Origin of the sequence: Bradyrhizobium sp. CCBAU 25338 (assembly GCF_028128965.1) — a bacterium.
Classification (GTDB): Bacteria; Pseudomonadota; Alphaproteobacteria; order Rhizobiales; family Xanthobacteraceae; genus Bradyrhizobium; species Bradyrhizobium liaoningense.
On the sequence record NZ_LFKY01000042.1, the window covers coordinates 444,360 to 465,405 of the forward strand.

At 65.1% G+C, this 21,046-nt stretch carries 17 protein-coding genes; 11 read left to right on the forward strand and 6 right to left on the reverse strand.

Translation table 11 applies throughout. The annotated features are described in order from the left end of the window. Nucleotides 1–563 precede the first annotated feature (563 nt). On the reverse strand, nt 564–818 hold the full coding sequence (locus tag ACM42_RS31885; protein ID WP_271531721.1) for a hypothetical protein: 255 nt from the start codon (nt 816–818) through the stop codon (nt 564–566). Between the two features lie 135 nt (nt 819–953). On the opposite strand from ACM42_RS31885, the gene ACM42_RS31890 reads away from it, so the two are divergent. Genes ACM42_RS31890 through ACM42_RS31900 form a run of 3 tightly spaced genes read left to right on the forward strand, consistent with a single transcriptional unit; the run spans nt 954 to nt 4,794 of the window. Beyond that, nucleotides 954–3,035 (forward strand): M3 family metallopeptidase, encoded by a 2,082-nt coding sequence (locus tag ACM42_RS31890; protein WP_271531723.1) that lies wholly within the window; start codon nt 954–956, stop codon nt 3,033–3,035. After that, nucleotides 3,035–3,673: a DUF1007 family protein gene (locus tag ACM42_RS31895; protein WP_271531726.1), complete on the forward strand. Its 639-nt coding sequence runs from the start codon at nt 3,035–3,037 to the stop codon at nt 3,671–3,673. The genes ACM42_RS31890 and ACM42_RS31895 overlap by 1 nt, the downstream gene beginning before the upstream one ends. After that, the gene (locus tag ACM42_RS31900; RefSeq protein ID WP_271531728.1) at nt 3,670–4,794 is read left to right on the forward strand and encodes a nickel/cobalt transporter; all 1,125 of its coding nucleotides are present in this window, start codon (nt 3,670–3,672) and stop codon (nt 4,792–4,794) included. The genes ACM42_RS31895 and ACM42_RS31900 overlap by 4 nt, the downstream gene beginning before the upstream one ends. Before the next feature lie 40 nt (nt 4,795–4,834). Here ACM42_RS31900 and ACM42_RS31905 read toward each other — a convergent pair whose 3' ends face one another. Next, entirely contained in the window at nt 4,835–5,233 is a 399-nt protein-coding gene (locus ACM42_RS31905) for an MAPEG family protein (protein ID WP_271531730.1), read from the reverse strand. Nucleotides 5,234–5,316: 83 nt separating this feature from the next. On the opposite strand from ACM42_RS31905, the gene hemH reads away from it, so the two are divergent. The 5 genes from hemH (at nt 5,317) to ACM42_RS31930 (ending at nt 9,672) form a co-directional block, all read left to right on the forward strand. Beyond that, nucleotides 5,317–6,354: a ferrochelatase gene (hemH, locus tag ACM42_RS31910; RefSeq protein ID WP_271531733.1), complete on the forward strand. Its 1,038-nt coding sequence runs from the start codon at nt 5,317–5,319 to the stop codon at nt 6,352–6,354. Between the two features lie 10 nt (nt 6,355–6,364). Beyond that, nucleotides 6,365–7,342, forward strand: a complete 978-nt coding sequence (locus ACM42_RS31915) for an ABC transporter substrate-binding protein (RefSeq protein WP_271531735.1) — start codon at nt 6,365–6,367, stop codon at nt 7,340–7,342. Nucleotides 7,343–7,460: 118 nt separating this feature from the next. Next, on the forward strand, nt 7,461–7,988 hold the full coding sequence (locus tag ACM42_RS31920) for a hypothetical protein (RefSeq protein ID WP_271531737.1): 528 nt from the start codon (nt 7,461–7,463) through the stop codon (nt 7,986–7,988). A 189-nt stretch (nt 7,989–8,177) separates the two neighbouring features. Continuing rightward, a complete protein-coding gene (locus ACM42_RS31925; protein ID WP_271531739.1) occupies nt 8,178–9,176 on the forward strand; it encodes an SPFH domain-containing protein in 999 nt (332 codons plus the stop codon). 52 nt (nt 9,177–9,228) lie between these two features. Beyond that, complete coding sequence (locus ACM42_RS31930) at nt 9,229–9,672, forward strand: NfeD family protein (RefSeq protein ID WP_271531741.1); 444 nt, start codon at nt 9,229–9,231, stop codon at nt 9,670–9,672. A gap of 218 nt (nt 9,673–9,890) precedes the next feature. Here the strand turns inward: ACM42_RS31930 and ACM42_RS31935 are convergent, their stop codons facing one another. Next, a complete protein-coding gene (locus ACM42_RS31935) occupies nt 9,891–10,217 on the reverse strand; it encodes a winged helix-turn-helix transcriptional regulator (protein WP_271531743.1) in 327 nt (108 codons plus the stop codon). A 71-nt stretch (nt 10,218–10,288) separates the two neighbouring features. Between ACM42_RS31935 and ACM42_RS31940 the strand changes: the two genes are divergently transcribed. After that, complete coding sequence (locus tag ACM42_RS31940; RefSeq protein ID WP_271531745.1) at nt 10,289–10,840, forward strand: carboxymuconolactone decarboxylase family protein; 552 nt, start codon at nt 10,289–10,291, stop codon at nt 10,838–10,840. Between the two features lie 138 nt (nt 10,841–10,978). Here the strand turns inward: ACM42_RS31940 and ACM42_RS31945 are convergent, their stop codons facing one another. Further along, complete coding sequence (locus tag ACM42_RS31945) at nt 10,979–11,986, reverse strand: KpsF/GutQ family sugar-phosphate isomerase (protein WP_271531747.1); 1,008 nt, start codon at nt 11,984–11,986, stop codon at nt 10,979–10,981. 192 nt (nt 11,987–12,178) lie between these two features. Between ACM42_RS31945 and ACM42_RS31950 the strand changes: the two genes are divergently transcribed. After that, a complete protein-coding gene (locus ACM42_RS31950; protein ID WP_271531749.1) occupies nt 12,179–13,921 on the forward strand; it encodes an outer membrane beta-barrel protein in 1,743 nt (580 codons plus the stop codon). Nucleotides 13,922–13,930: 9 nt separating this feature from the next. Then, entirely contained in the window at nt 13,931–14,071 is a 141-nt protein-coding gene (locus tag ACM42_RS31955) for a hypothetical protein (RefSeq protein ID WP_271531751.1), read from the forward strand. A 290-nt stretch (nt 14,072–14,361) separates the two neighbouring features. On the opposite strand, the gene ACM42_RS31960 is transcribed toward ACM42_RS31955, so the two are convergent. Continuing rightward, nucleotides 14,362–15,813, reverse strand: a complete 1,452-nt coding sequence (locus ACM42_RS31960; RefSeq protein ID WP_271531753.1) for a glutamate synthase subunit beta — start codon at nt 15,811–15,813, stop codon at nt 14,362–14,364. Between the two features lie 155 nt (nt 15,814–15,968). Beyond that, nucleotides 15,969–20,702: a glutamate synthase large subunit gene (gltB, locus tag ACM42_RS31965; RefSeq protein ID WP_271531755.1), complete on the reverse strand. Its 4,734-nt coding sequence runs from the start codon at nt 20,700–20,702 to the stop codon at nt 15,969–15,971. Between the last annotated feature and the right edge of the window lie 344 nt (nt 20,703–21,046).

Consider the following 21,046-nt stretch of genomic DNA (forward strand, 5'->3'; position numbering starts at 1 on the left):
ACCAGACTGTGCTGCCGTGGATTGGTTGGGAGTGTTCCCGCCCGCACACCTGGCAATGAAGGACAAGCCTTTTCAGTAGCCCGCGCCGGCGTTGGACTGCCGGTAGAGACCAAAAAAGCCCGATCCGTCGTTGCTTTAAGTCGCGTCCCCCGTTGAGAGCGGGGTGCGCCGGTTCGCCTCCGGCTGCCAGTCACGGTTGCAAAGAGTAAAGTCACCTTCGACATGGCACCTCTTTGAGAGAGATGCTGGGCGCTCCGGGTTTGCTTCGTCGTCCGACCTTCGGTCTTCCGACTTCTGCACTTCCGAAGAGCCCCTCGGCTTCTTCACCCCTTGGCGGCTGTCCGGCCTCTTGTCCGGATACCTACCGACTGACACACGACCACAGGCACGTGCGAAATTGGGCAAATCCGCACATAAGCGTTTTGACTCTGCTTCGCAAGAATTTTTTTAGGCTGGCAACCGAATTGCCTAACATCTGCTTGCGCAGTGTTGCGCGAGCGACGCGGAAGATGAACCCGCGTTAAGCTTCTTCGTGCAGCGCGCGTATCTGTCGCGCGTGAGCGTCAGCCGCGCTTCGTGAACGGCTCGATGCGCTGCGCTCCGCGGATGAACGCGGTCATCACCAGCACGCCGAGTGCGAACAGCACGGCCTGGAGGATGTGGGCGCCCTGGTCGCCGAGCCCGAACAGGATCGCGAGCGCCCAGCCGCCGGCAAAGGCCGCGCCGAACACCTCGGCGCCGATCAGGATGGCGGCGCTGATGACGGTGATGACGCTCGGCCAGGCGATCTGACGGGAAGATGAGGAAGGCGCGTTCATGAGCTCAGGGTCCGTAGCTTCGAGGGGCGCAATCTCCCCGAAAAGGCGGCCGGGAGCAAGGGCAAATGGCCTAAAAAAGCCCCATCGCGTGCTATAGCTGGCCGCAACAATCGAGCCACGAATTCGGGACTTGTGATGTCAGAAACCCGCCAAACTACGGACGCCGAGACCAACCCGCTGCTGAAGGCCTGGCTGACGCCGTTTGCGACCCCGCCCTTCGACGAGATCGAGCCAGAGCACTTCCTGCCGGCGTTCGAGCAGGCCTTCGCCGACCACTCCGCCGAGATCGCGGCGATCATCAACGATCCGGCGGCGCCCGACTTCGCCAACACCATCACGGCGCTGGAGCGCTCGGGCAAGCTGCTGAGCAAGATTGCGGCGGTCTTCTACGACCTCGTCTCGGCGCATTCCAACCCGGCCATCCTGGAGATCGACAAGGAGATCTCCTTGCGGATGGCGCGGCACTGGAATCCGATCATGATGAACGCCGTGCTGTTCGGCCGCATCGCCCAGCTGCACGAGAACCGCGCCAATCTTGGGCTCACGCCCGAGCAGCTTCGCCTGCTGGAGCGCACCTACACCCGCTTCCACCGCTCCGGCGCCGGTCTCTCGGATGAGGCCAAGGCGCGGATGGCCGAGATCAACGAGAGGCTGGCCCAGCTCGGCACCGGCTTCAGCCACCATCTACTCGGGGACGAGCAGGAGTGGTTCATGGAGTTGGCGGAGGCCGACCGTCAGGGCCTGCCGGAGAGCTTTGTCGCCAGCGCCAAGGCTGCGGCAGAAGAGCGCGGCATGGAAGGCAAGGCCATCGTCACGCTGTCGCGTTCCTCGGTCGAGCAGTTCCTGAAGAGCTCGGCCCGGCGTGACCTGCGCGAGAAGGTCTACAAGGCCTTCATCGCGCGTGGCGACAACGGCAACGCCAACGACAACAACGCGACCATCGTCGAGATCCTGAAGCTGCGCGAGGAAAGCGCCAAGCTCCTGGGCTACCCGACCTACGCCGCCTACCGGCTCGAGGACTCCATGGCCAAGACGCCGGATGCGGTGCGGAGCCTGTTGGAGCGGGTCTGGAAGCCGGCGCGGGCACGCGCGCTCGCGGACCGCGACGAGATGCAGGCGCTGATCACGGAAGAGGGCGGCAATTTCAAGCTCGCGCCCTGGGACTGGCGCTTCTATGCCGAGAAGCTGCGCCTTCAGCGCGCCAATTTCGACGACGCCGCCATCAAGCCTTATCTTGCGCTCGACAACATGATCGCCGCTGCATTCGACTGCGCCACGCGCCTGTTCGGCATCACCTTCGAGGAGCGCAAGGACGTTCCGGTCTGGCACCCGGACGTCCGGGTCTGGGAGATGAAGGGGCCGGACGGCAAGCACAAGGCGCTGTTCTATGGCGACTACTTCGCCCGGCCCTCGAAGCGCTCCGGCGCCTGGATGACCTCGCTGCGCGACCAGCAGAAGCTCGACGGCGATGTCGCGCCGCTCGTCCTCAACATCTGCAATTTTGCCAAGGGAGCCGGCGGCGAGCCTTCGCTGCTGTCGCCCGACGACGCCCGCACCCTGTTCCACGAGTTCGGCCACGGCCTGCACGGCATGCTCTCCAACGTGACCTATCCCTCGCTGTCGGGCACCTCCGTGTTCACCGACTTCGTCGAGCTGCCCTCGCAGCTCTACGAGCACTGGCAGGAGCGGCCGGAGGTGCTGCAAAAGTTCGCCCGCCATTACCAGACCGGCGAGCCGCTGCCGGATGAGCTGCTGCAACGGTTCCTGGCCGCGCGAAAATTCAATCAGGGCTTTGCCACGGTCGAGTTCGTCTCCTCGGCGCTGATCGACCTCGAATTCCACACCCAGCCGGCCGCTGCCGCGCAGGATGTCCGCGCCTTCGAAAGACGCGAGCTGGAGAAGATCGGCATGCCCGAGGAGATCGCGCTGCGGCACCGGCCCACGCAGTTCGGCCACATCTTCACCGGCGATCATTATGCCGCGGGCTATTACAGCTACATGTGGTCGGAGGTGATGGACGCCGATGCTTTCGGCGCGTTCGAGGAGGCCGGGGACATCTTCGATCCCGCGGTCGCCAAACGTCTGCATGACGACATCTACTCGAGCGGCGGATCGGTCGATCCCGAAGCTGCCTACGAGGCCTTCCGCGGCCGCCCGCCCGAGCCCGACGCGCTGCTCCGCCGCCGCGGCCTGCTCGACGACGCAAAGGCGGCCTGATGGAGATGCGCACCCTGTTCGGATGGCTGCTCGCTGCCGGCCTGTCGCTCGTATCAGGTGCGGCGAGCGCGCATCCGCATGTCTGGATCACCGCGACCAGCGAGCTGCTCTATGCGGCGGACGGCAGCATCACCGGCGTGCGCCATGCCTGGACCTTCGACGATATGTTCTCGACCTATGCGGTGCAGGGGCTCGAAAGCAAGACCAAGGGCGTCTATACGCGCGAGGAGCTGACGCCGCTGGCGCAGACCAATGTCGAGTCACTTAAGGAATATGCCTACTTCACCTTTGCGCGAGCCGACGGCAAGAAGGAAAGATTCCAGGAGCCGGTCGACTACTTCCTCGATTACAAGGACACGGTGCTGACCCTGCACTTCACGCTGCCACTGAAGAATCCGGTCAAGCCGAAGCAACTGGTGCTCGAAGTGTTCGACCGTTCCTTCTTCATCGACTTCCAGATGGCCAAGGACAATCCGGTCAAGCTGGTCGGCGCGCCCGCGGGCTGCCAGATGAAGCTGGAGCGACCGAACGACGGCACCGCGAGCGCGCAGAAGCTCAACGAGCAGACCTTCCTGAACGGCGAGAACTCGAATTTCGGCATGATGTTCGCCAACAAGATCACGGTGGATTGCCCTTGAAGCCGCAACTCTCTCCGCTCGCGCGCGGGCTGCTCGCCTGCACCGCCGTCCTGCTGGTCGCGGCCGTGGCCGATGCCGCGCTCCACGATCTGCTCGCGCAAAATCCGTTCGGCGCGCCGCGCCAACAGCAGGCGGCCGGGCCTGAGTCCGGCGGCGTCATCGGCTGGCTACTGGCAAAACAGTCGGAATTCTATCGCCAGATGTCGGCGACCATCCGGGCCGCGAAGTCCGACGGCTCGGCGGTGTGGACGCTGCTGTTCATCTCGTTTGCCTATGGCATCTTTCACGCCGCCGGTCCCGGCCACGGCAAGGCGGTGATCGCCTCCTATCTGGTTGCCAACCGCGAGACCGCGCGCCGCGGCATTGCGCTGTCCTTCGCCTCTGCCCTGATGCAGTCGCTGGTGGCGATCCTCATCGTCGGCATTTCGGCCTGGATCCTGAATGCGACCGCAAAGACCATGTGCAAGGCGGAAGGGGTGATCGAGATCGCGAGCTACGCCCTGATCGCGCTGTTCGGCCTGCGCCTGGTCTGGGTCAAGGGCGGCACCTTCATCCGCGCGCTTCAGGCCGCCCAGCCGGTGCCGGCGATTGCGGGCGTGCCGCACCATCATGACCACGATCATCACCATCACCGTGATGCCCATGCTCATCATGACCACGATCACGGGCACGATCACCGCCGTGGCCACAGCCACGCTCACCATGACCACGGGCATGGTCACGTTCATGACGAGCATTGCGGCCACTCCCACGGCCCCACCCCCGGCGAGCTGGCCGGGCCCGGTGGCTGGCGGCGCGGGTTCGCTGCGATCCTGACCGTCGGCATCCGCCCGTGCTCGGGCGCGATCCTGGTCCTGGTGTTCGCACTGGCCCAGGGCCTGTTCTGGGCCGGCGTCGCCGCAACCTTCCTGATGGGTCTCGGCACCGCGATCACGGTCGCGGCCATCGCGATCGTCGCCGTCTCCGCCAAGGACATCGCCGCCCGCCTCAGCGCCGGGCGCGACGGCGGCGGTGCTCTCTTCATGCGCGGCATCGAATTCGGCGCCGCCGGGCTCGTGCTGCTGTTCGGCGTCGGCCTGCTGTTCGGCTACATCGCCGCCGAACGAACGACGTGTTTCTGAATTCTTCCTCTCTCCACAAGGGAGAAGGAAGAAGAGAAGCTCACACCGGCAGGAACCGTTTCAAGGCCGGCATGAAGAAGATCGCGAGATTGATCGCAAAGCCGATGCTCCAGAGAATCGAGCGCAGGGTCGGGCGGTTGCCGAGATAGGTCAGCACATAGGCGAGGCGCACGATCAGGAACAGCGCCGCGAGCTCGTCGATCAGGCGCTGCGGCGAGTCCCTGTATTCGGCGAGCAGCACCGCGAAGGCGAAGAACGGAAAGGTCTCGATGCCGTTCTGGTGCGCCCCGAGAGCGCGCTGCGAGAGGGCGTCCTCATAGAACGCGGGGTCGCGCGGCCGGGAATTGTCGAAGCGGCGAAACCTGATCCATTTGACCGAGGCGATCGTTGAGAGATAGAGCAGCAGCGCTCCGAATACGCACCATTCCGCGAGCGTCATCTTGTCTCCCCCCGCTTGGGTGCGACCCTAGCGAACCCCGGCTCATCTTGACAAGTTCGGACCAACGCGCGACCCACAGTGCCATGACCAGTGTCGTCCCCATCGAGACCACGAGACCGGCCACCCGATCAGCCTTGCCGCGCGTTGGTGTGCTCCTGGTCAATCTCGGAACGCCTGACACCGCCGATGCGCCGGGCGTACGGGTCTACCTCAGGGAGTTCCTCAGTGACGCCCGCGTCATCGAGGACCAGGGCCTGATCTGGAAGCTGGTGCTGAACGGGATCATCCTGCGCAGCCGTCCCCGCACCAAGGCGTTGGACTACCAGAAGATCTGGAACACCGAGCGGAACGAGTCGCCGCTGAAGACCATCACGCGCTCGCAAAGCGACAAGCTCGCAGCAGCCTTGTCGGACCGCGATCACGTCGTTGTCGATTGGGCGATGCGCTACGGCAATCCCTCGATCAAAGCGGGCATCGACGCGCTGACCGCGAAAGGGTGCGAGCGCATTCTCGCCGTGCCGCTCTATCCGCAATATTCCGCCTCGACCTCGGCGACCGTCTGCGACGAAGTGTTCCGCGTGCTGGCCCGCTTGCGTAACCAGCCGACGCTGCGGGTGACGCCGCCCTATTATGACGACGCTGCCTATATCGAGGCGCTCGCGACCTCGATCGAGGCGCATCTGGCGACGCTGTCCTTCAAGCCGGAGCTGATCGTGGCGTCCTTCCACGGCATGCCCAAATCCTATGTCGAGAAGGGCGATCCCTACCAGCAGCACTGCATTGCCACGACGCAGGCGCTGCGCCGCCGGCTCGGCATGGACGAGACAAAGCTGCTGCTGACCTTCCAGTCGCGCTTCGGCAATGACGAGTGGCTCCAGCCCTACACCGACAAGACCATGGAGCGGCTCGCCAAGGAAGGCGTGCGCCGCATCGCGGTGGTGACGCCGGGCTTTTCCGCCGATTGTCTGGAGACGCTGGAGGAGATCGCGCAGGAGAACGCCGAGATCTTCAAGCACAATGGCGGCGAGCAGTTTTCCGCGATCCCGTGTCTCAACGACAGCGAACCCGGCATGGACGTGATCCGAACCCTGGTGCTGCGCGAGCTTCAGGGCTGGATCTGATGGGCGCCCCATGAACCGCCGTGAGTGCCTGGCGCTTCTCGGGATGATCGTGGGGCTGCCGGCCCCGGTATTGGGGCAGCCGCCGCACGCGACCCGGCGGCTCGGCGTGCTCTCGGTCACGGCCGCCGATGACGCGATCGGGCAGGCCCGCAGCACGATCCTGGTCGAGGCGCTCGCCGGCCTTGGCTGGAAGGAGCGCGACAACCTCAAGATCGCCTGGCGCAGCGGCGGCGGCGACCGCGCCCGCATCGCGCAGCTTGCGGACGAGCTGATCGCGCTCAAGCCCGACGTCATGCTCGCGGTCGGCACGCCCTCGGTGGAGGAGCTGCGCCGGCGTACCACGACGATCCCGATCGTGTTCGCCGTCGTCACCGATCCCGTCAACCAGGGCTTTGTCGAAAACCTCGCGCATCCCGGCGGCAACATCACCGGCTTCACCGACTATGACGGTCCGCTCGCCGGCAAATGGCTGGAGATGCTGACCCAGGTCACGCCGCCCGTCCGCCGCGTGCTCGTCGTCTACAATCCCGCCACCGCGCCGTTCGCGCCTCTGATGCTGCGCACCATCGAGGATGCCGCACGGACGCTGCACGTGACGGTCGAGCCCGCGCCAGTCCATGACGCCGCCTCGATCGGGGCGCTGGCTTCGCGCAAAGACGGCGCCATCCTGGTCCTGCCGGACTTCTTCACCATGGCCAACCGCGCGCAACTGCTCTCGGCGATCGCACAGGCGCGCGTGCCCGCGGTATTCTGGAGCCGCACCTTCGTCGACGAGGGCGGGCTGATGTCCTACAGCACCGACAGCGCCGAGCAGCTCCGGCGCGCCGCGGACTACATCGACCGCATTCTGAAGGGCGCGCAGGCGGCCGATCTGCCGGTCCAGAACCCGACCAAGTTCGAGCTGACGATCAACCTGAAGACGGCCAAGTCACTCGACCTGGTGATTTCACCCTCGCTGCTGGCGATCGCCAACTCCGTGGTTGAATAACATCGCCGGAGCTACTCTCCGTCTGGAGAGGCCCGCAAGGGTCTGACATAATGACGGTGGGGAGTCTGTCGCCATTCGGTGGCTGCGACGGACGGCACAAGGCGGCGGGTTTCGGTCAATGCGAGGATGGGTCTTTGTCGCTATCGTGGCCTGCGCGCTCGCAGGCTGCAATACGACCGGTGATGTTGCGTCCACTATGTATCCGGACGCGGTACGGGCAGGCAGCGCCGTGAAGGGCGATGCGGCCATCCTACTGGTCGGAAACGGCGGCACCGAGACTATCAACTATCTTCAGTTCGTTCACAGCGGTTTTCCGGCGATCAATGCCCGTGGAATCAGCCTTGCCCCCGATGGATTTGCCGCCATTCCTGTCGCTGTCGGAACGACCGGGCTTGAGCTGCAGAACTACACGACGACGGGCCGCCCGGGCACCTATCTTCCGAATGGCGTGTCGTCGGGATTCGTGCCGGTGCGTACGCCCAAGATCGATATCCTCTCGCCCGGGCTGTACTACGTGGCGACCGTCTTTCCGGGGCAGCCACGCAATTTCGAGACAAGGCCGACGGCCGTCCAGCTGGCGAAACTGCGAAAGGAGCGGCCCGAGCTCGTCGGGCTGAAGCCGGTCAATTTCGGCTGGTCCAACTAGATCAGCCTGTGGGTGGCCGCTGCCGTTTTTCAATGGCTGTGGTCCGGTCGGTTCAAATAAATGCACTCGCCGCTGTTCTTGCGGAACAGTCGCGGCAAACCGACGTGAGTTGCGACCGCTGAACCGGTAGGATCGTGATGCCGACCAATGACAGCGCCGGAAAGGGCTTTTTCCCGGCTTGGAGGAGATATGAGCGGTTTCGACATTTTCGCTATTGTTCTGGTGTTGCTCGTCATCGTCACGCTGGTGGCCGGCGTGAAGACGGTGCCGCAGGGCTATGACTGGACCATCGAGCGGTTCGGCAAATACACGCAGACGCTGAGCCCCGGCCTCAATCTGATCGTGCCCTATTTCGATCGCGTCGGGCGCAAGATCAACATGATGGAGCAGGTGATCGACATTCCAGAACAGGAGGTGATCACCAAGGACAACGCCACCGTGACGGTGGACGGCGTCGCCTTCTACCAGGTGTTCGATGCCGCAAAGGCGAGCTACGAGGTCGCCAATCTCAACCAGGGCATCACGGTCCTCACCATGACCAACATCCGGTCGGTGATGGGCTCGATGGATCTCGACCAGGTGCTGTCGCATCGCGACGAGATCAACGAGCGCCTGCTCCGCGTGGTCGATGCCGCGGTCTCGCCCTGGGGTCTCAAGGTCAACCGCATCGAGATCAAGGACATCGTGCCGCCGGCCGACCTCGTCGAGGCCATGGGCCGGCAGATGAAGGCCGAGCGCGTCAAGCGTGCCGACATTCTGGCGGCCGAAGGCCAACGCCAGTCGGAAATCCTGCGCGCCGAGGGCGCCAAGCAGGGCCAGATCCTCCAGGCGGAAGGCCGCAAGGAAGCGGCGTTCCGCGACGCCGAGGCACGCGAGCGTTCGGCGGAGGCCGAGGCGAAGGCCACTCAGATGGTGAGCGACGCGATTTCCAAGGGCGACGTCGCCGCATTGAACTATTTCATCGCCGACAAGTATATCAAGGCGTTCGGGCAGCTGGCGGACTCGCCGAACCAGAAGGTCATCATGCTTCCGGTCGAAGCGATGAGCATGCTGGGCTCGCTCGCCGGCATCGGCGAGATCGCCAAGGCAACATTCGGCGAAGGCGCGGTGTCCGCGGCCGCCCGCCGCGGCGGCTCGGTGCCGACGACTGGCAGCACGCCGCCGGCGGTGCCGCCGCGCCAGGGATAGTGACAGCGCATGGCCTTCCGATGAGGACATTCGCCAATTTAGAGGTCGTGTCATGACCGACATGTTCGTCTCGCTCGGGACCTGGAACTGGCTGATTCTCGGCTTTCTCCTGATGGCGCTGGAGGTGCTGGCGCCGGGCATCTTCCTGTTCTGGCTCGGGCTCGCCGCGCTGCTGGTCGGCCTGATCTCGTTCGCGGTCGTGGTGTCATGGCAGCTACAGCTCGTGATGTTCGCGGTCTTCGCCGCGGCCGCCGTGCCGGTGTGGCGCCGCCTCGCCCGGCCCAAGCCGGACGCGAGCGCAAGCCCCTTCCTCAACAAGCGCAGCGAAGCGCTGCTCGGGCGCGAGTTCACGCTGGAGAAACCGATCATCGACGGCAGCGGCACCATGCGTATCGGCGACACGGTGTGGCGCGTTGCCGGTCCGGATACGCCGGCCGGGACGCGGGTCAAGGTGGTGCAAGTTGACGGTGCGAACCTGACCGTCGCTGTCGCGTAGCTTCTTACCCTCCCCTGGAGGGCAGGGCCATCGCATGTGAGGTGTGAGTTGTGGGGCACCGACTGTTTCTACAGCGTCATGGCCGGGCTTGTCCCGGCCATCCACGCGTTTCCACGCAGCACAAGAACGTGGATGCCGGGACAAGCCCGGGCATGACGACCTCTGCAAAATGTGCACATGCGATTCCCCTGCCCTCCAGGGGAGGGTAGGAAAAAGCTCTACTTCTTCCACCGCTCCGCAAACCTGTGCAGCGGCATGAACGTCTCGCACAAATCCCGCCCCAGTGCCGTCAGCCCATAGCCACCGCCGTCGCCCAGCTCCACGAAGCCCGCCTCGCGCAGTTCGGTCAGCCGCGCTTGCAGCACCGTCGGCGAGGCCTCGTCGCAGGCGCTGCGCAGCGCGCGCGAAGTGAGGGACTCTTCGCGCAACTCCCATAATATCCGCAAGGTCCAGCGCCGGCCGAGCAGGTCAAGCAACGCCATGATCGGCCGCCCGGTGCGCGAGCCGCGAACGCTGCGTGTCTTCGAGCCAGCCTGTTTCACCATCGTCGCCTCTTGCGTCATGCTACAAATAATGTAGCGTATTGCTACTATAAATGTAGCAAAGGAGCCGGCCCATGTCCGAAGCCGCACCGCGCATCGCCCCGCTCACGCCGCCTTATCCCCCGGAGATCCAGGCGCAGCTCGATCGCATCATGCGCGGCGCGCCGCCGCTGGTGCTGTTCCGGGTGATGGCGGGCCACAGCCGCGCCTGGGACAAGTTTCGCGCCGGCGGCCTGCTCGATCCCGGCCCGCTCTCCCTGCGCCAGCGCGAGATCGTCATCGACCGCACCTGCGCACTGAACAGATGCGAATACGAATGGGGCGTGCATGTCGCGATCTTTGCCGGGCCGGCAAAGCTCACCGAGGAAGAAGTGCGTGCGACGGTGCAGGGCGACGCAGCATCGCCATGCTGGTCACCGGGCGAGCAGGCGCTGATCGCAGCCGTCGACGCGCTGCATCACCGCGCGACGTTGAGCGACGAGGAATTCGTCGCACTCTCGGCGCATCACGACGAGGCACAGATCCTGGAGATCATGCTCCTGTGCGGCTTCTATCGCACCGTGTCGTATCTGGCGAACGGGCTGCGACTGCCCCTGGAGGAGAACGCGGCACGGTTTCCGCAATGAACTCCTTGCCGTCATTCCGGGGCACGCGAAGCGTGAGCCCGGAATCCATCGTGCAGCGCCCTCGGAGATGAATGGATTCCAGGCTCGTGCCAAGTGGCGCGCCCCGGAATGACACGGCGCCGGGAGAAACCGCGTGCCCTACGCCACCCCCGCGCGCAGCAGGTCGTGCAGATGGACGATGCCGACCACCTTGCCCGCCTCCGTCACCAGCAGCGTCGTGATCTTGCGGGTGTTCAGCACCTCGATCATCTCGGTTGCGAGCATCGTGGGCGGCACCGACTTGGGCTGCTTCGTCATGATCTCATCGACCGACACGGTCAAAAGGTCGGGCCGCATGTGGCGGCGCAGATCGCCGTCGGTGATGATGCCGACGGCCTCGCCCGCAGCGTTGACGATGCAGACGCAGCCGAGCCCCTTGGCCGACATCTCGACCACGGCCTCCGACATCTTGGTGCCTTCAGGCTTGACCGGAATCTCCGCGCCGGTGCGCATGTAGTCGCGAACGAATTTCAGCATCGCGCCCAGCTTGCCGCCGGGGTGGAAATGCGCGAATTCCAGCGCGGTGAAGCCACGGCCTTCGAGCAGCGCGATCGCGATGGCGTCGCCGATCGCGGCCTGCATCAGGGTCGAGGTGGTCGGCGCCAGATTGTGCGGGCAGGCCTCGCGCGCCTTCGGCAGCTCGATGACGAGATCGGCGGCCTGGCCGAGCGAGGACGCGGCGTTCGACGTCACCGCGATCATGGGAATCGCAAAGCGCGCCGAATAGTTCACGAGGTTCTTCATCTCCGGCTGCTCGCCGGACCAGGACAGCGCCATGATGACGTCGTCGGTGGTGATCATGCCGAGGTCGCCATGGCCGGCTTCGGCGGCGTGCACGAAGAAGGCGGGCGTGCCGGTCGAGGCCAGCGTCGCCGCGATCTTGCGGCCCATGTGTCCGGACTTGCCGAGCCCGGTGACGATGACGCGGCCCTTGGCGTTGCGGATCAGGTCGACGACTTTCGCGAAGGTCGCGCCCAGTGGGCCGCGCAGAGCTGCGGCGAGCGCGTTGATGCCGCCGCTCTCGGTCTCCAGCGTGCGGAGCGCGGATTCGACGCTGTCGGGGATGGGGCCGGATGATGCGGTCATCAGCGGTTTCGAGCTCGGCATGGGCTGGTCCAGGGAGGAGGGGGCGTTCGCCCGTTGGCGCCTGCTTAGCACGCCCCGACCAGCGAGGCGACGAGCGCCCCAACACCCTCAACCGGTCATTAACCATAATTGTTTTAACTCCATTAACGATGGTTCCTGCCAGCCGGTGGGGATGATCGTGAAAGTGTTTGATTTCGTTGGGGTTATTCCATCGTGGTGCCGTCTCCAGGCAATGGCCGGAGCAAACGCGCGCATTTCCTGCGCGCGGCTTTGCCGTGCCTCGCGCTGACGGCCCTCGGAAGCGCCCCGGCGTCCGCCCAGAGCCTTACGCCCGACCTGTTCAATCCCAACCGCGGCGGTTTTGCCTCGCCCGACACGCTGCCGACGCGCCGCACCGCGGGCGTGCCGCAGGCACCATCGGATTCATTGCCGGCGCTGCCCGATCCCAATGCCGATCCGCGCAAGGTCCGCGAGACGCCGGCGACCTCGCGCATCGGTCAGGTCCCGACCTACGGTCTGCCCGCCGCCACCGGCGCGAGCAGCTCCGGCTACGATTCGCTCAACCGCAAGCGGCAGCAGCCAAAGCTTTATCCCGGCCAGCCGAAGCCGAAGCGCGCGGCCGGTCCGGGCTCGAAGGCCCCGCCGACAACACCGGAGCGCACGCTCACTCCGCCGCGTATCGCGTCGCCGCCCTCCGAGACCGCGCACAAGGTCCCGGTGCCGCCGGCGATGGCGGGCAACGTGCCTGGCCAGCCGCTGCGCCGCCGCCTGAGGGCCGATGAGGATCCGTTCGGCGCCGTCGGCGATTATGCCGGCAGTTTTCTGATCAAGGGCGGGATTGAGCTCTCCGCGGGCTATGACACCAATCCGACGCGCCTCAACAAGCCTGTCGGTTCGCCGGCCTATGTGATCGCGCCCGATCTGCTCGTGGTGTCCGATTGGGAGCGCCATGCGCTTGTCGCAGATCTGCGCGGATCGTTCTCGGGCTACACCAGCAACATGCCGGCGACGATCGACGGCCTCGCCTCGCCGTCGCCGGTCGAGGCCAACCGCCCCGATTTCACCGGCCATGTCGATGGCCGGCTCGACGTCACCCGCGATTTCAAGCTGACCTCGCAGCTGCGGCTGCGGCTCGCCACCGACAATCCCGGCAGCCCGAACGTGCAGGCCGGCCTGCAGAAATATCCGGTCTACGCCGCCTATGGCACTACGATCGGCTTCGACCAGACCTTCAATCGCTTCCAGGTCGCCGCCGGCGCCACCGTCGATCGCACGGCTTACACGGATTCGAAACTCACCGACGGCTCGGTCTTCCCCAACACCGACCGCGACTTCAACCAATACGGCGGCGTCGGTCGCTTCTCCTATGATCTCAAGCCGGGCCTGAAGCCCTTCGTCGAGATCGAGGGCGACACCCGCGTGCACGACCAGGCCGCCGACCGCAACGGCTACTTCCGCGACTCGAATGGCGGCTACGCCAAGGTCGGCTCCTCCTTCGAGTTCTCGCGCATCCTCACCGGCGAGATCTCGGTCGGCTATTCCGCGCGCAACTATACCGACCCGCGTCTCAGCCAGCTCGCCGGCTTCCTCACCACGGGCTCCCTGATCTGGAACGCCAGCGGCCTCACCACGGTGAAATTCTTCACCGACACGCAGATCAACGAGACCACGATCCCCGGCTCCTCCGGCGTCCTGGTGCGCACCTACGCCGCCGAAGTCGACCACGACTTCCGCCGCTGGCTCACGGCGGTCGGCAAGTTCACCTACGGCACCTACGACTACCAGGGCCAGAATCGCAACGACAAGACCTACTCGCTCGAAGGCAACCTGATCTACAAGCTCAACCGCAACATCTGGATCAAGGGCACGCTCCGCCACGACATCCTGGATTCGAATCAGGCCGGGTCGAGTTCGCAGGGAACGGTGATGCTGCTTGGGGTGAGGCTGCAGAATTGAGAGGCCATCATGGCTGCTCGAATTACCTTGGACATCAATTCGGCTGGCGAATTCGAGCTATGGCTCAATCCAGAAGGTCGAGACCTTCTCGTCAAGAAACTACTGGCTCTGAGCGAGACCAACGAGCATTTTTCACTTGATGCCAAGTGAAGTCCCGTCGGATGTCGAAGTTTCGACGCGACGCTATCGACCGAACGACAGGCTTCTTGAATACGGCAAGGTGTTGTTCCGGCTTGACGAGTGGGACGCGCAGCACTTCCGGCACGTCTTGGAGTGAAGCCTGCTTTCCAACCATTCACTCAGCTGTCATGCCCCGGCTTGACCGGGGCATCCAGTACGCCGAGGCCTATCGTTCAACTACAACCGCCTCTGGAATACTGGATCGCCCGGTCAAGCCGGGCGATGACACCTTTTGCTGATTTGGCGGCGGAGTAAAAAAATCAGCGCGGCAGATCCGTCTTCCCCATCAGGAACGTATCGATCGACCTTGCGCACAGCCGGCCCTCGCGGATCGCCCAGACGACCAGCGACTGGCCGCGGCGCATGTCGCCGGCGGTGAACACGTTCGGGCGCGAGGTCTGGTAGTCGAGCGTGTTGGCCTTGACGTTGCCGCGCGGGTCGAGGTCGACCGCGAGCAGCTTGAGCAGGCCCTCGTGCACGGGGTGGACGAAGCCCATCGCGAGCAGCACGAGGTCGGCGTCGAGCTCGAACTCGGTGCCGGCGATCGGCTTGAACTTGTCGTCGACGTGCACGCAGTGCAGCTTCTTGACCTTGCCGTTCTCGCCCGAGAACTTCTGCGTCAGCACGGCGAACTCGCGAACCGCGCCTTCGGCCTGGCTGGAGGACGTCCGCATCTTCAGCGGCCAGTTCGGCCAGGTCAGGCCCTTGTTCTCGCGCTCGGGGGGCGCGGGCATGATCTCGAGCTGGGTCACCGAGAGCGCGCCCTGGCGCAGCGAGGTGCCGATGCAGTCCGATCCGGTGTCGCCGCCGCCGATGACGACGACATGCTTGCCGCCGGCCAAGATCTCCTGGACGCCGCCGAGCGGCTCCTCGGAGACGCGGCGATTCTGCTGCGGCAGGAAGTCCATGGCGTAGTGGATGCCGGCGAGGTCGCGGCCGGGGATCGGCAGGTCGCGCGGGGCTTCGGCGCCGCCGGTCAGCGCCACCGCGTCGTACTCGTTGAGCATCTCGCGCGGATCGACATTGCCCTCGGCGCCGACATGGCTGTTGTAGTGGAAGGTGACGCCCTCGGCTTCCATCTGCGTCACACGGCGGTCGATGACGCCCTTTTCCATCTTGAAGTCGGGGATGCCGTAGCGCAGCAGGCCGCCGGCCTTGGCGTACTTCTCGTAGACATGGACGTCGTGCCCGGCGCGCGCCAGCTGCTGGGCGCAGGCCATGCCGGCCGGGCCCGAGCCGATCACCGCGACCTTCTTGCCGGTCTTCACGGCCGCCACTTCCGGCTTCAGCCAGCCATTGTCCCAGGCGCGGTCGACGATCGCGCATTCGATGGTCTTGATGGTGACGGGGTTGTCGTCGATGTTGAGCGTGCAGGACGCCTCGCACGGCGCCGGGCAGATGCGCCCCGTGAACTCCGGGAAATTGTTGGTGGAGTGCAGATTGCGCGAGGCCTCTTCCCAATTGCCCTGATAGACGAGGTCGTTCCAGTCTGGGATCTGGTTGTTGACCGGGCAGCCGGGCGTGCCGGGCGCCACCGAGCCGGTGCCGTGGCAATAGGGGATGCCGCAGTTCATGCAGCGTGCGGCCTGGTCGCGCACTTCCTTCTCGGACAGCGGAATGACGAATTCCTTGTAATGCTTCACGCGCTCGGCGACCGGGGTGTACTTGCGGTCGTGCCGTTCGATTTCCAGAAAACCCGTGATCTTGCCCATTAAACCCGAAGTCCCTGCCGCTTAACTCGTTTGTTCTCTCACTCCTCATCCTGAGGAGCGGCGCTCTTTCGCGCCGCGTCTCGAAGGATAGAGGCCCAGATGGTGACCTCATGGTTCGAGACGCACTTCGCGCTCCTCGCCATGAGGGCTTGTTGCTACGCCCCGATCGCGATTTTCGGCTCGGCGTCCGCGTTGGCGGCCATCTCGCGCAGCGCGCGCCGGTACTCGACCGGCATCACCTTGCGGAATTTGGGCAGCCATTCCTTCCAGTTGGCAAGGATGTCGGCGGCGCGCTTGGAGCCGGTCGCCTTGGCATGGCGCGAGATCAGCACGTGCAGGCGCTCGACGTCGGAGGCGAGCAGGTTCCTGAACACGTCGACCCGGCCATGCGCCTCGAGGTCACCGGAGTGATGATAGGTACCGGCGTTGATCAGCTCTTCCGACAGCACCGGCTCGAGCTCGACCATCGACATGTTGCACAGCCGGTCGAAGTCGCCGCTCTCGTCCAGCACGTACGCAATGCCGCCGGACATGCCGGCCGCGAAGTTGCGCCCGGTCTTGCCCAGCACGACGACGATGCCGCCGGTCATGTATTCGCAGCAATGATCGCCCGCGCCTTCGACCACCGCCACGGCGCCGGAATTGCGCACGGCAAAACGTTCGCCGGCGATGCCGCGGAAGTAGCATTCGCCCTCGATCGCGCCGTACATCACGGTGTTGCCGACGATGATGCTCTCTTCCGGCACGATCGCGGAGTTCCTCGGCGGCTTGACGATGATCTTGCCGCCCGAGAGGCCCTTGCCGACATAGTCGTTGCCTTCACCCTCGAGCTCGAAGGTGACGCCGTGGGCGAGCCACGCGCCGAAGGCCTGTCCGGCGGTGCCCTTGAGGCTGACATGGATCGTGTCGTGCGGCAGGCCGGCATGGCCGTAGATCTTGGCCACCGCACCCGACAGCATCGCGCCGGCGGAGCGGTTGGTGCTGTTGATCGCAGCCTCGATCTTCACCGGTGCGCCGCGGTCGAGCGCGGGCTGCGCCCGCTCGATCAGCGTGCGGTCGAGCACGGCCTCCAGATGATGGTTCTGGCGCTCGGAGTGATAGATCTTCTGGCCCTTCTCTTCCTTCTGCTTGACGAACAGCTTGGAGAAATCGAGGCCCTTGGCCTTCCAGTGCGCGACCAGCTTGGTCTGGTCGAGCAGCTGCACCTGGCCGACCATCTCGTTGAAGGTACGGAAGCCGAGGCTTGCCATGATCTCGCGGACTTCCTCGGCAACGAAGAAGAAGTAGTTGATCACGTGCTCGGGCTGGCCGGTGAAGCGCTTGCGCAGGACGGGGTCCTGCGTCGCGACGCCGACCGGGCAGGTGTTGAGATGGCACTTGCGCATCATGATGCAGCCGGCCGCGATCAAGGGCGCAGTGGCAAAGCCGAACTCGTCGGCACCCAAGAGCGCGCCGATCACGACGTCACGGCCGGTGCGGAAGCCACCGTCGACCTGGACCACGATGCGGCTGCGCAGCCGTTCGCGCACCAGCGTCTGATGGGTTTCGGCGAGGCCGATCTCCCACGGCGAGCCGGCATGCTTGATCGATGTCAGCGGCGAGGCGCCGGTGCCGCCCTCGAAGCCCGCGATGGTGACATGGTCGGCGCGCGCCTTGGCAACGCCCGCGGCCACCGTGCCGACGCCGATCTCGGAGACGAGCTTGACCGAGACGTCGCCCGTCGGGTTGACGTTCTTGAGGTCGTAGATCAGCTGCGCCAGATCCTCGATCGAGTAGATGTCGTGGTGCGGCGGCGGCGAGATCAGGCCGACGCCGGGCGTCGAATGCCGGACCCTGGCGATGGTCGCGTCGACCTTGTGGCCGGGCAGCTGGCCGCCTTCGCCGGGCTTGGCGCCCTGCGCCATCTTGATCTGCATCATGTCGGAGTTGACGAGATACTCCGTGGTGACGCCGAAGCGGCCGGAGGCGACCTGCTTGATCGCCGAGCGCATGGAATCGCCGTTCGGCATCGGCTTGAAGCGGTCGGCTTCCTCGCCGCCTTCGCCGGTGTTCGACTTGCCGCCGATCCGGTTCATGGCGATCGCGAGCGTGGTGTGCGCCTCGCGCGAGATCGAGCCGAAGCTCATCGCGCCCGTGGCGAAGCGCCTGACGATCTCCTTGGCCGGCTCGACCTGGTCCAGCGGCACAGGCTTGCGCTTCTCTTCTTCCGCGTTCTTGATCCGGAACAGGCCGCGCAGCGTCAGCAGCCGCTCCGACTGCTCGTTGAGGATTTTCGCGAAGGCGCGATAGCGCTCCTGCGAATTGCCGCGCGCGGCGTGCTGGAGCAGCGACACCGATTCGGCGGTCCAGGCGTGGTCCTCGCCGCGGCTGCGATAGGCGTATTCGCCGCCGACATCGAGCGCGCTCTTGTAGACCAGCGCCTCGCCGAACGCGTCGGCATGGCGCCGCACGGCCTCTTCCGCGATTTCGGCCAGACCCACGCCCTCGACGCGGGTGTGCGTGCCGGCGAAGAACTTGCCGACGAAGTCGGCCTTGAGACCGACCGCGTCGAAGATCTGCGCCCCGCAATAGGACTGGTAGGTCGAGATGCCCATCTTGGACATCACCTTGAGCAGGCCCTTGCCGATCGACTTGATGTAGCGCTTGACGATCTCATAGTCGTCGAGCGAGCCGGGTAGGCGGTCCTTCATCGCGATGATGGTCTCGAACGCGAGATAGGGATTGATCGCTTCGGCGCCGTAGCCCGCGAGACAGGCGAAATGGTGCACTTCGCGCGGCTCGCCGGATTCGACGACGAGGCCGACCGAGGTGCGCAGGCCGGTGCGGATCAGGTGATGATGCACGGCGGCGCAGGCCAGCAGCGAGGGGATCGGCACGCGGTCGGTGCCGACCATTCGGTCGGACAGGATGATGATGTTGACGCCCTCGCGCACGGCGCTTTCCGCGCGCGCGCAGAGCTCGTCCAGCACCTGGTCCATGCCCGCCGCGCCGAGCCCGGCGTGGAAGGTGGTGTCCAGCGTGCGCGACTTGAAATGCGACTCGGCCACTTCCGAGATCGAGCGGATCTTTTCCAGATCCGCATCGGTCAGGATCGGCTGGCGCACTTCGAGACGCTTGGTCGTGGCCATGCCCTGCAGGTCGAACAGGTTCGGCCGCGGCCCGATGATCGAGACGAGGCTCATCACCAGCTCCTCGCGGATCGGGTCGATCGGCGGGTTGGTGACCTGCGCGAAGTTCTGCTTGAAGTAGGTGAACAGCGGCTTGGCCTTGTCCGACAGCGCCGAGATCGGCGTGTCGTTGCCCATCGAGCCCGCCGCTTCCTCGCCGGTGGCGGCCATCGGCGTCATCAGGATGGTGATGTCTTCCTGGCTGTAGCCGAACGCCTGCTGGCGATCGAGCAGGGACAGGTTGGAGCGCACGCCGGTGGTCGCAACCTTCGGCAGCTCCTCCAGCACGATCTGGGTCCGCTCCAGCCACTCCTTGTAAGGATGGCTCCTGGCGAGCTCGGCCTTGATCTCGTCGTCCGGGATCAGGCGGCCCTGCTCGAGGTCGACCAGCAGCATCTTGCCGGGCTGCAGGCGCCACTTGGTGATGATCTGGTCCTCGGGGATCGTCAGCACGCCCATCTCGGACGCCATCACGATGCGGTCGTCCTTGGTGACGAGATAGCGCGCGGGCCTGAGGCCGTTGCGGTCGAGCGTGGCGCCGATCTGGCGGCCGTCGGTGAATGCGATCGCGGCGGGGCCGTCCCACGGCTCCATCAGCGCGGCATGATATTCGTAGAAGGCGCGGCGCTTCTCATCCATCAAGGGATTGCCGGCCCACGCCTCCGGAATCATCATCATCACTGCGTGCGGCAGCGAGTAGCCGCCCTGCACCAGGAATTCGAGCGCGTTGTCGAAGCAGGCGGTGTCGGACTGGCCCTCATAGGAGATCGGCCAGAGCCGGTTGATGTCCTTGCCGTACAGCTCGGAACTGACCGAGGCCTGCCGCGCGGCCATCCAGTTGACGTTGCCGCGCAGCGTGTTGATCTCGCCGTTATGCGCGATCATGCGGTAGGGATGCGCCAGTGACCAGGCCGGGAAGGTGTTGGTCGAGAAGCGCTGGTGAACGAGGGCGAGCGCGCTCTCGAAATCCTGCTCGTGCAGGTCGGGATAGTACTTGCCGAGCTGGTCGGCGAGGAACATGCCCTTGTAGATCACGGTGCGGCAGGACATCGAGCAGGGATAATAGCCCGCAAGGCCGCGGTCGCGGCGCTGGTAGATCGCCTGCGAGATCGACTTGCGCAGGATGTAGAGCCGGCGCTCGAACTCGTCCTCGGTCTTGGCGGTGCCGTTGCGGCCGATGAACACCTGCATGCAGGCGGGCTCGGTCGGCTTCACGGTGACGCCGAGCGAGGTATTGTCGGTCGGCACGTCGCGCCAGCCGAGCAGGGTCAGGCCCTCCTCCTTGATCTGGTCGGCGATGATGCTCTTGATGACGTTGCGCCAGGCGGTGTCGCGCGGCATGAACAGCGCGCCGATGGCGTACTCGCCGGGTCCCGGCAGCGCAAAGCCGAGCTCCTTGGCCTTGCGGCTGAAGAAGGCGTGCGGGATCTGCACCAGGATGCCGGCGCCGTCACCGGCGCGCGGGTCGGCACCGACGGCGCCGCGATGCTCGAGATTGCAGAGGATGCTCAGCGCGTCCGAGACGATCTCGTGCGACTTCTTGCCCTTGATGTTGGCGATGAAGCCGACACCGCAGGAATCCTTCTCCAAACTCGGATCGTAGAGGCCCTCGGCTTTGGGACGCGAATTGTGTTCCTGAATCGGGTCGGTCGTTTTCGAGGCGACCGTCGCCGACAGCTCTTCTGCCACGATGTTTGCGCGCTCGAATTGCGACCCGTTCATTGCTCTGTCCTCTCCATGCGGCAAGCTGTCTCACCGCCAACTTCGGCGCACCTTGGGTGTCCCGCGGCACCCGCTCCTGGGTCACCGCTCGTCCGCTGCGAGCCGCATTTTCTTAAATTCAGGCCTAGGCGCTCTTCGTCCCCGAGAACGGCTTTGCCTGGTACCTTGCCGACGCTCGAGAGCACCGGTTTTCGCTGCAATCCCTGTGCCGGAACCGCACGCAAAATTGAGACAGTCTTCCTGTCCTAAACATCACCTTGCCAAATTTTTGTCTAGCACACAAGCGCGCGGAAGTCCCGATTCCCGATATGTCAATCAATCGCTTTCCAAAAGTTGCGCGGCCC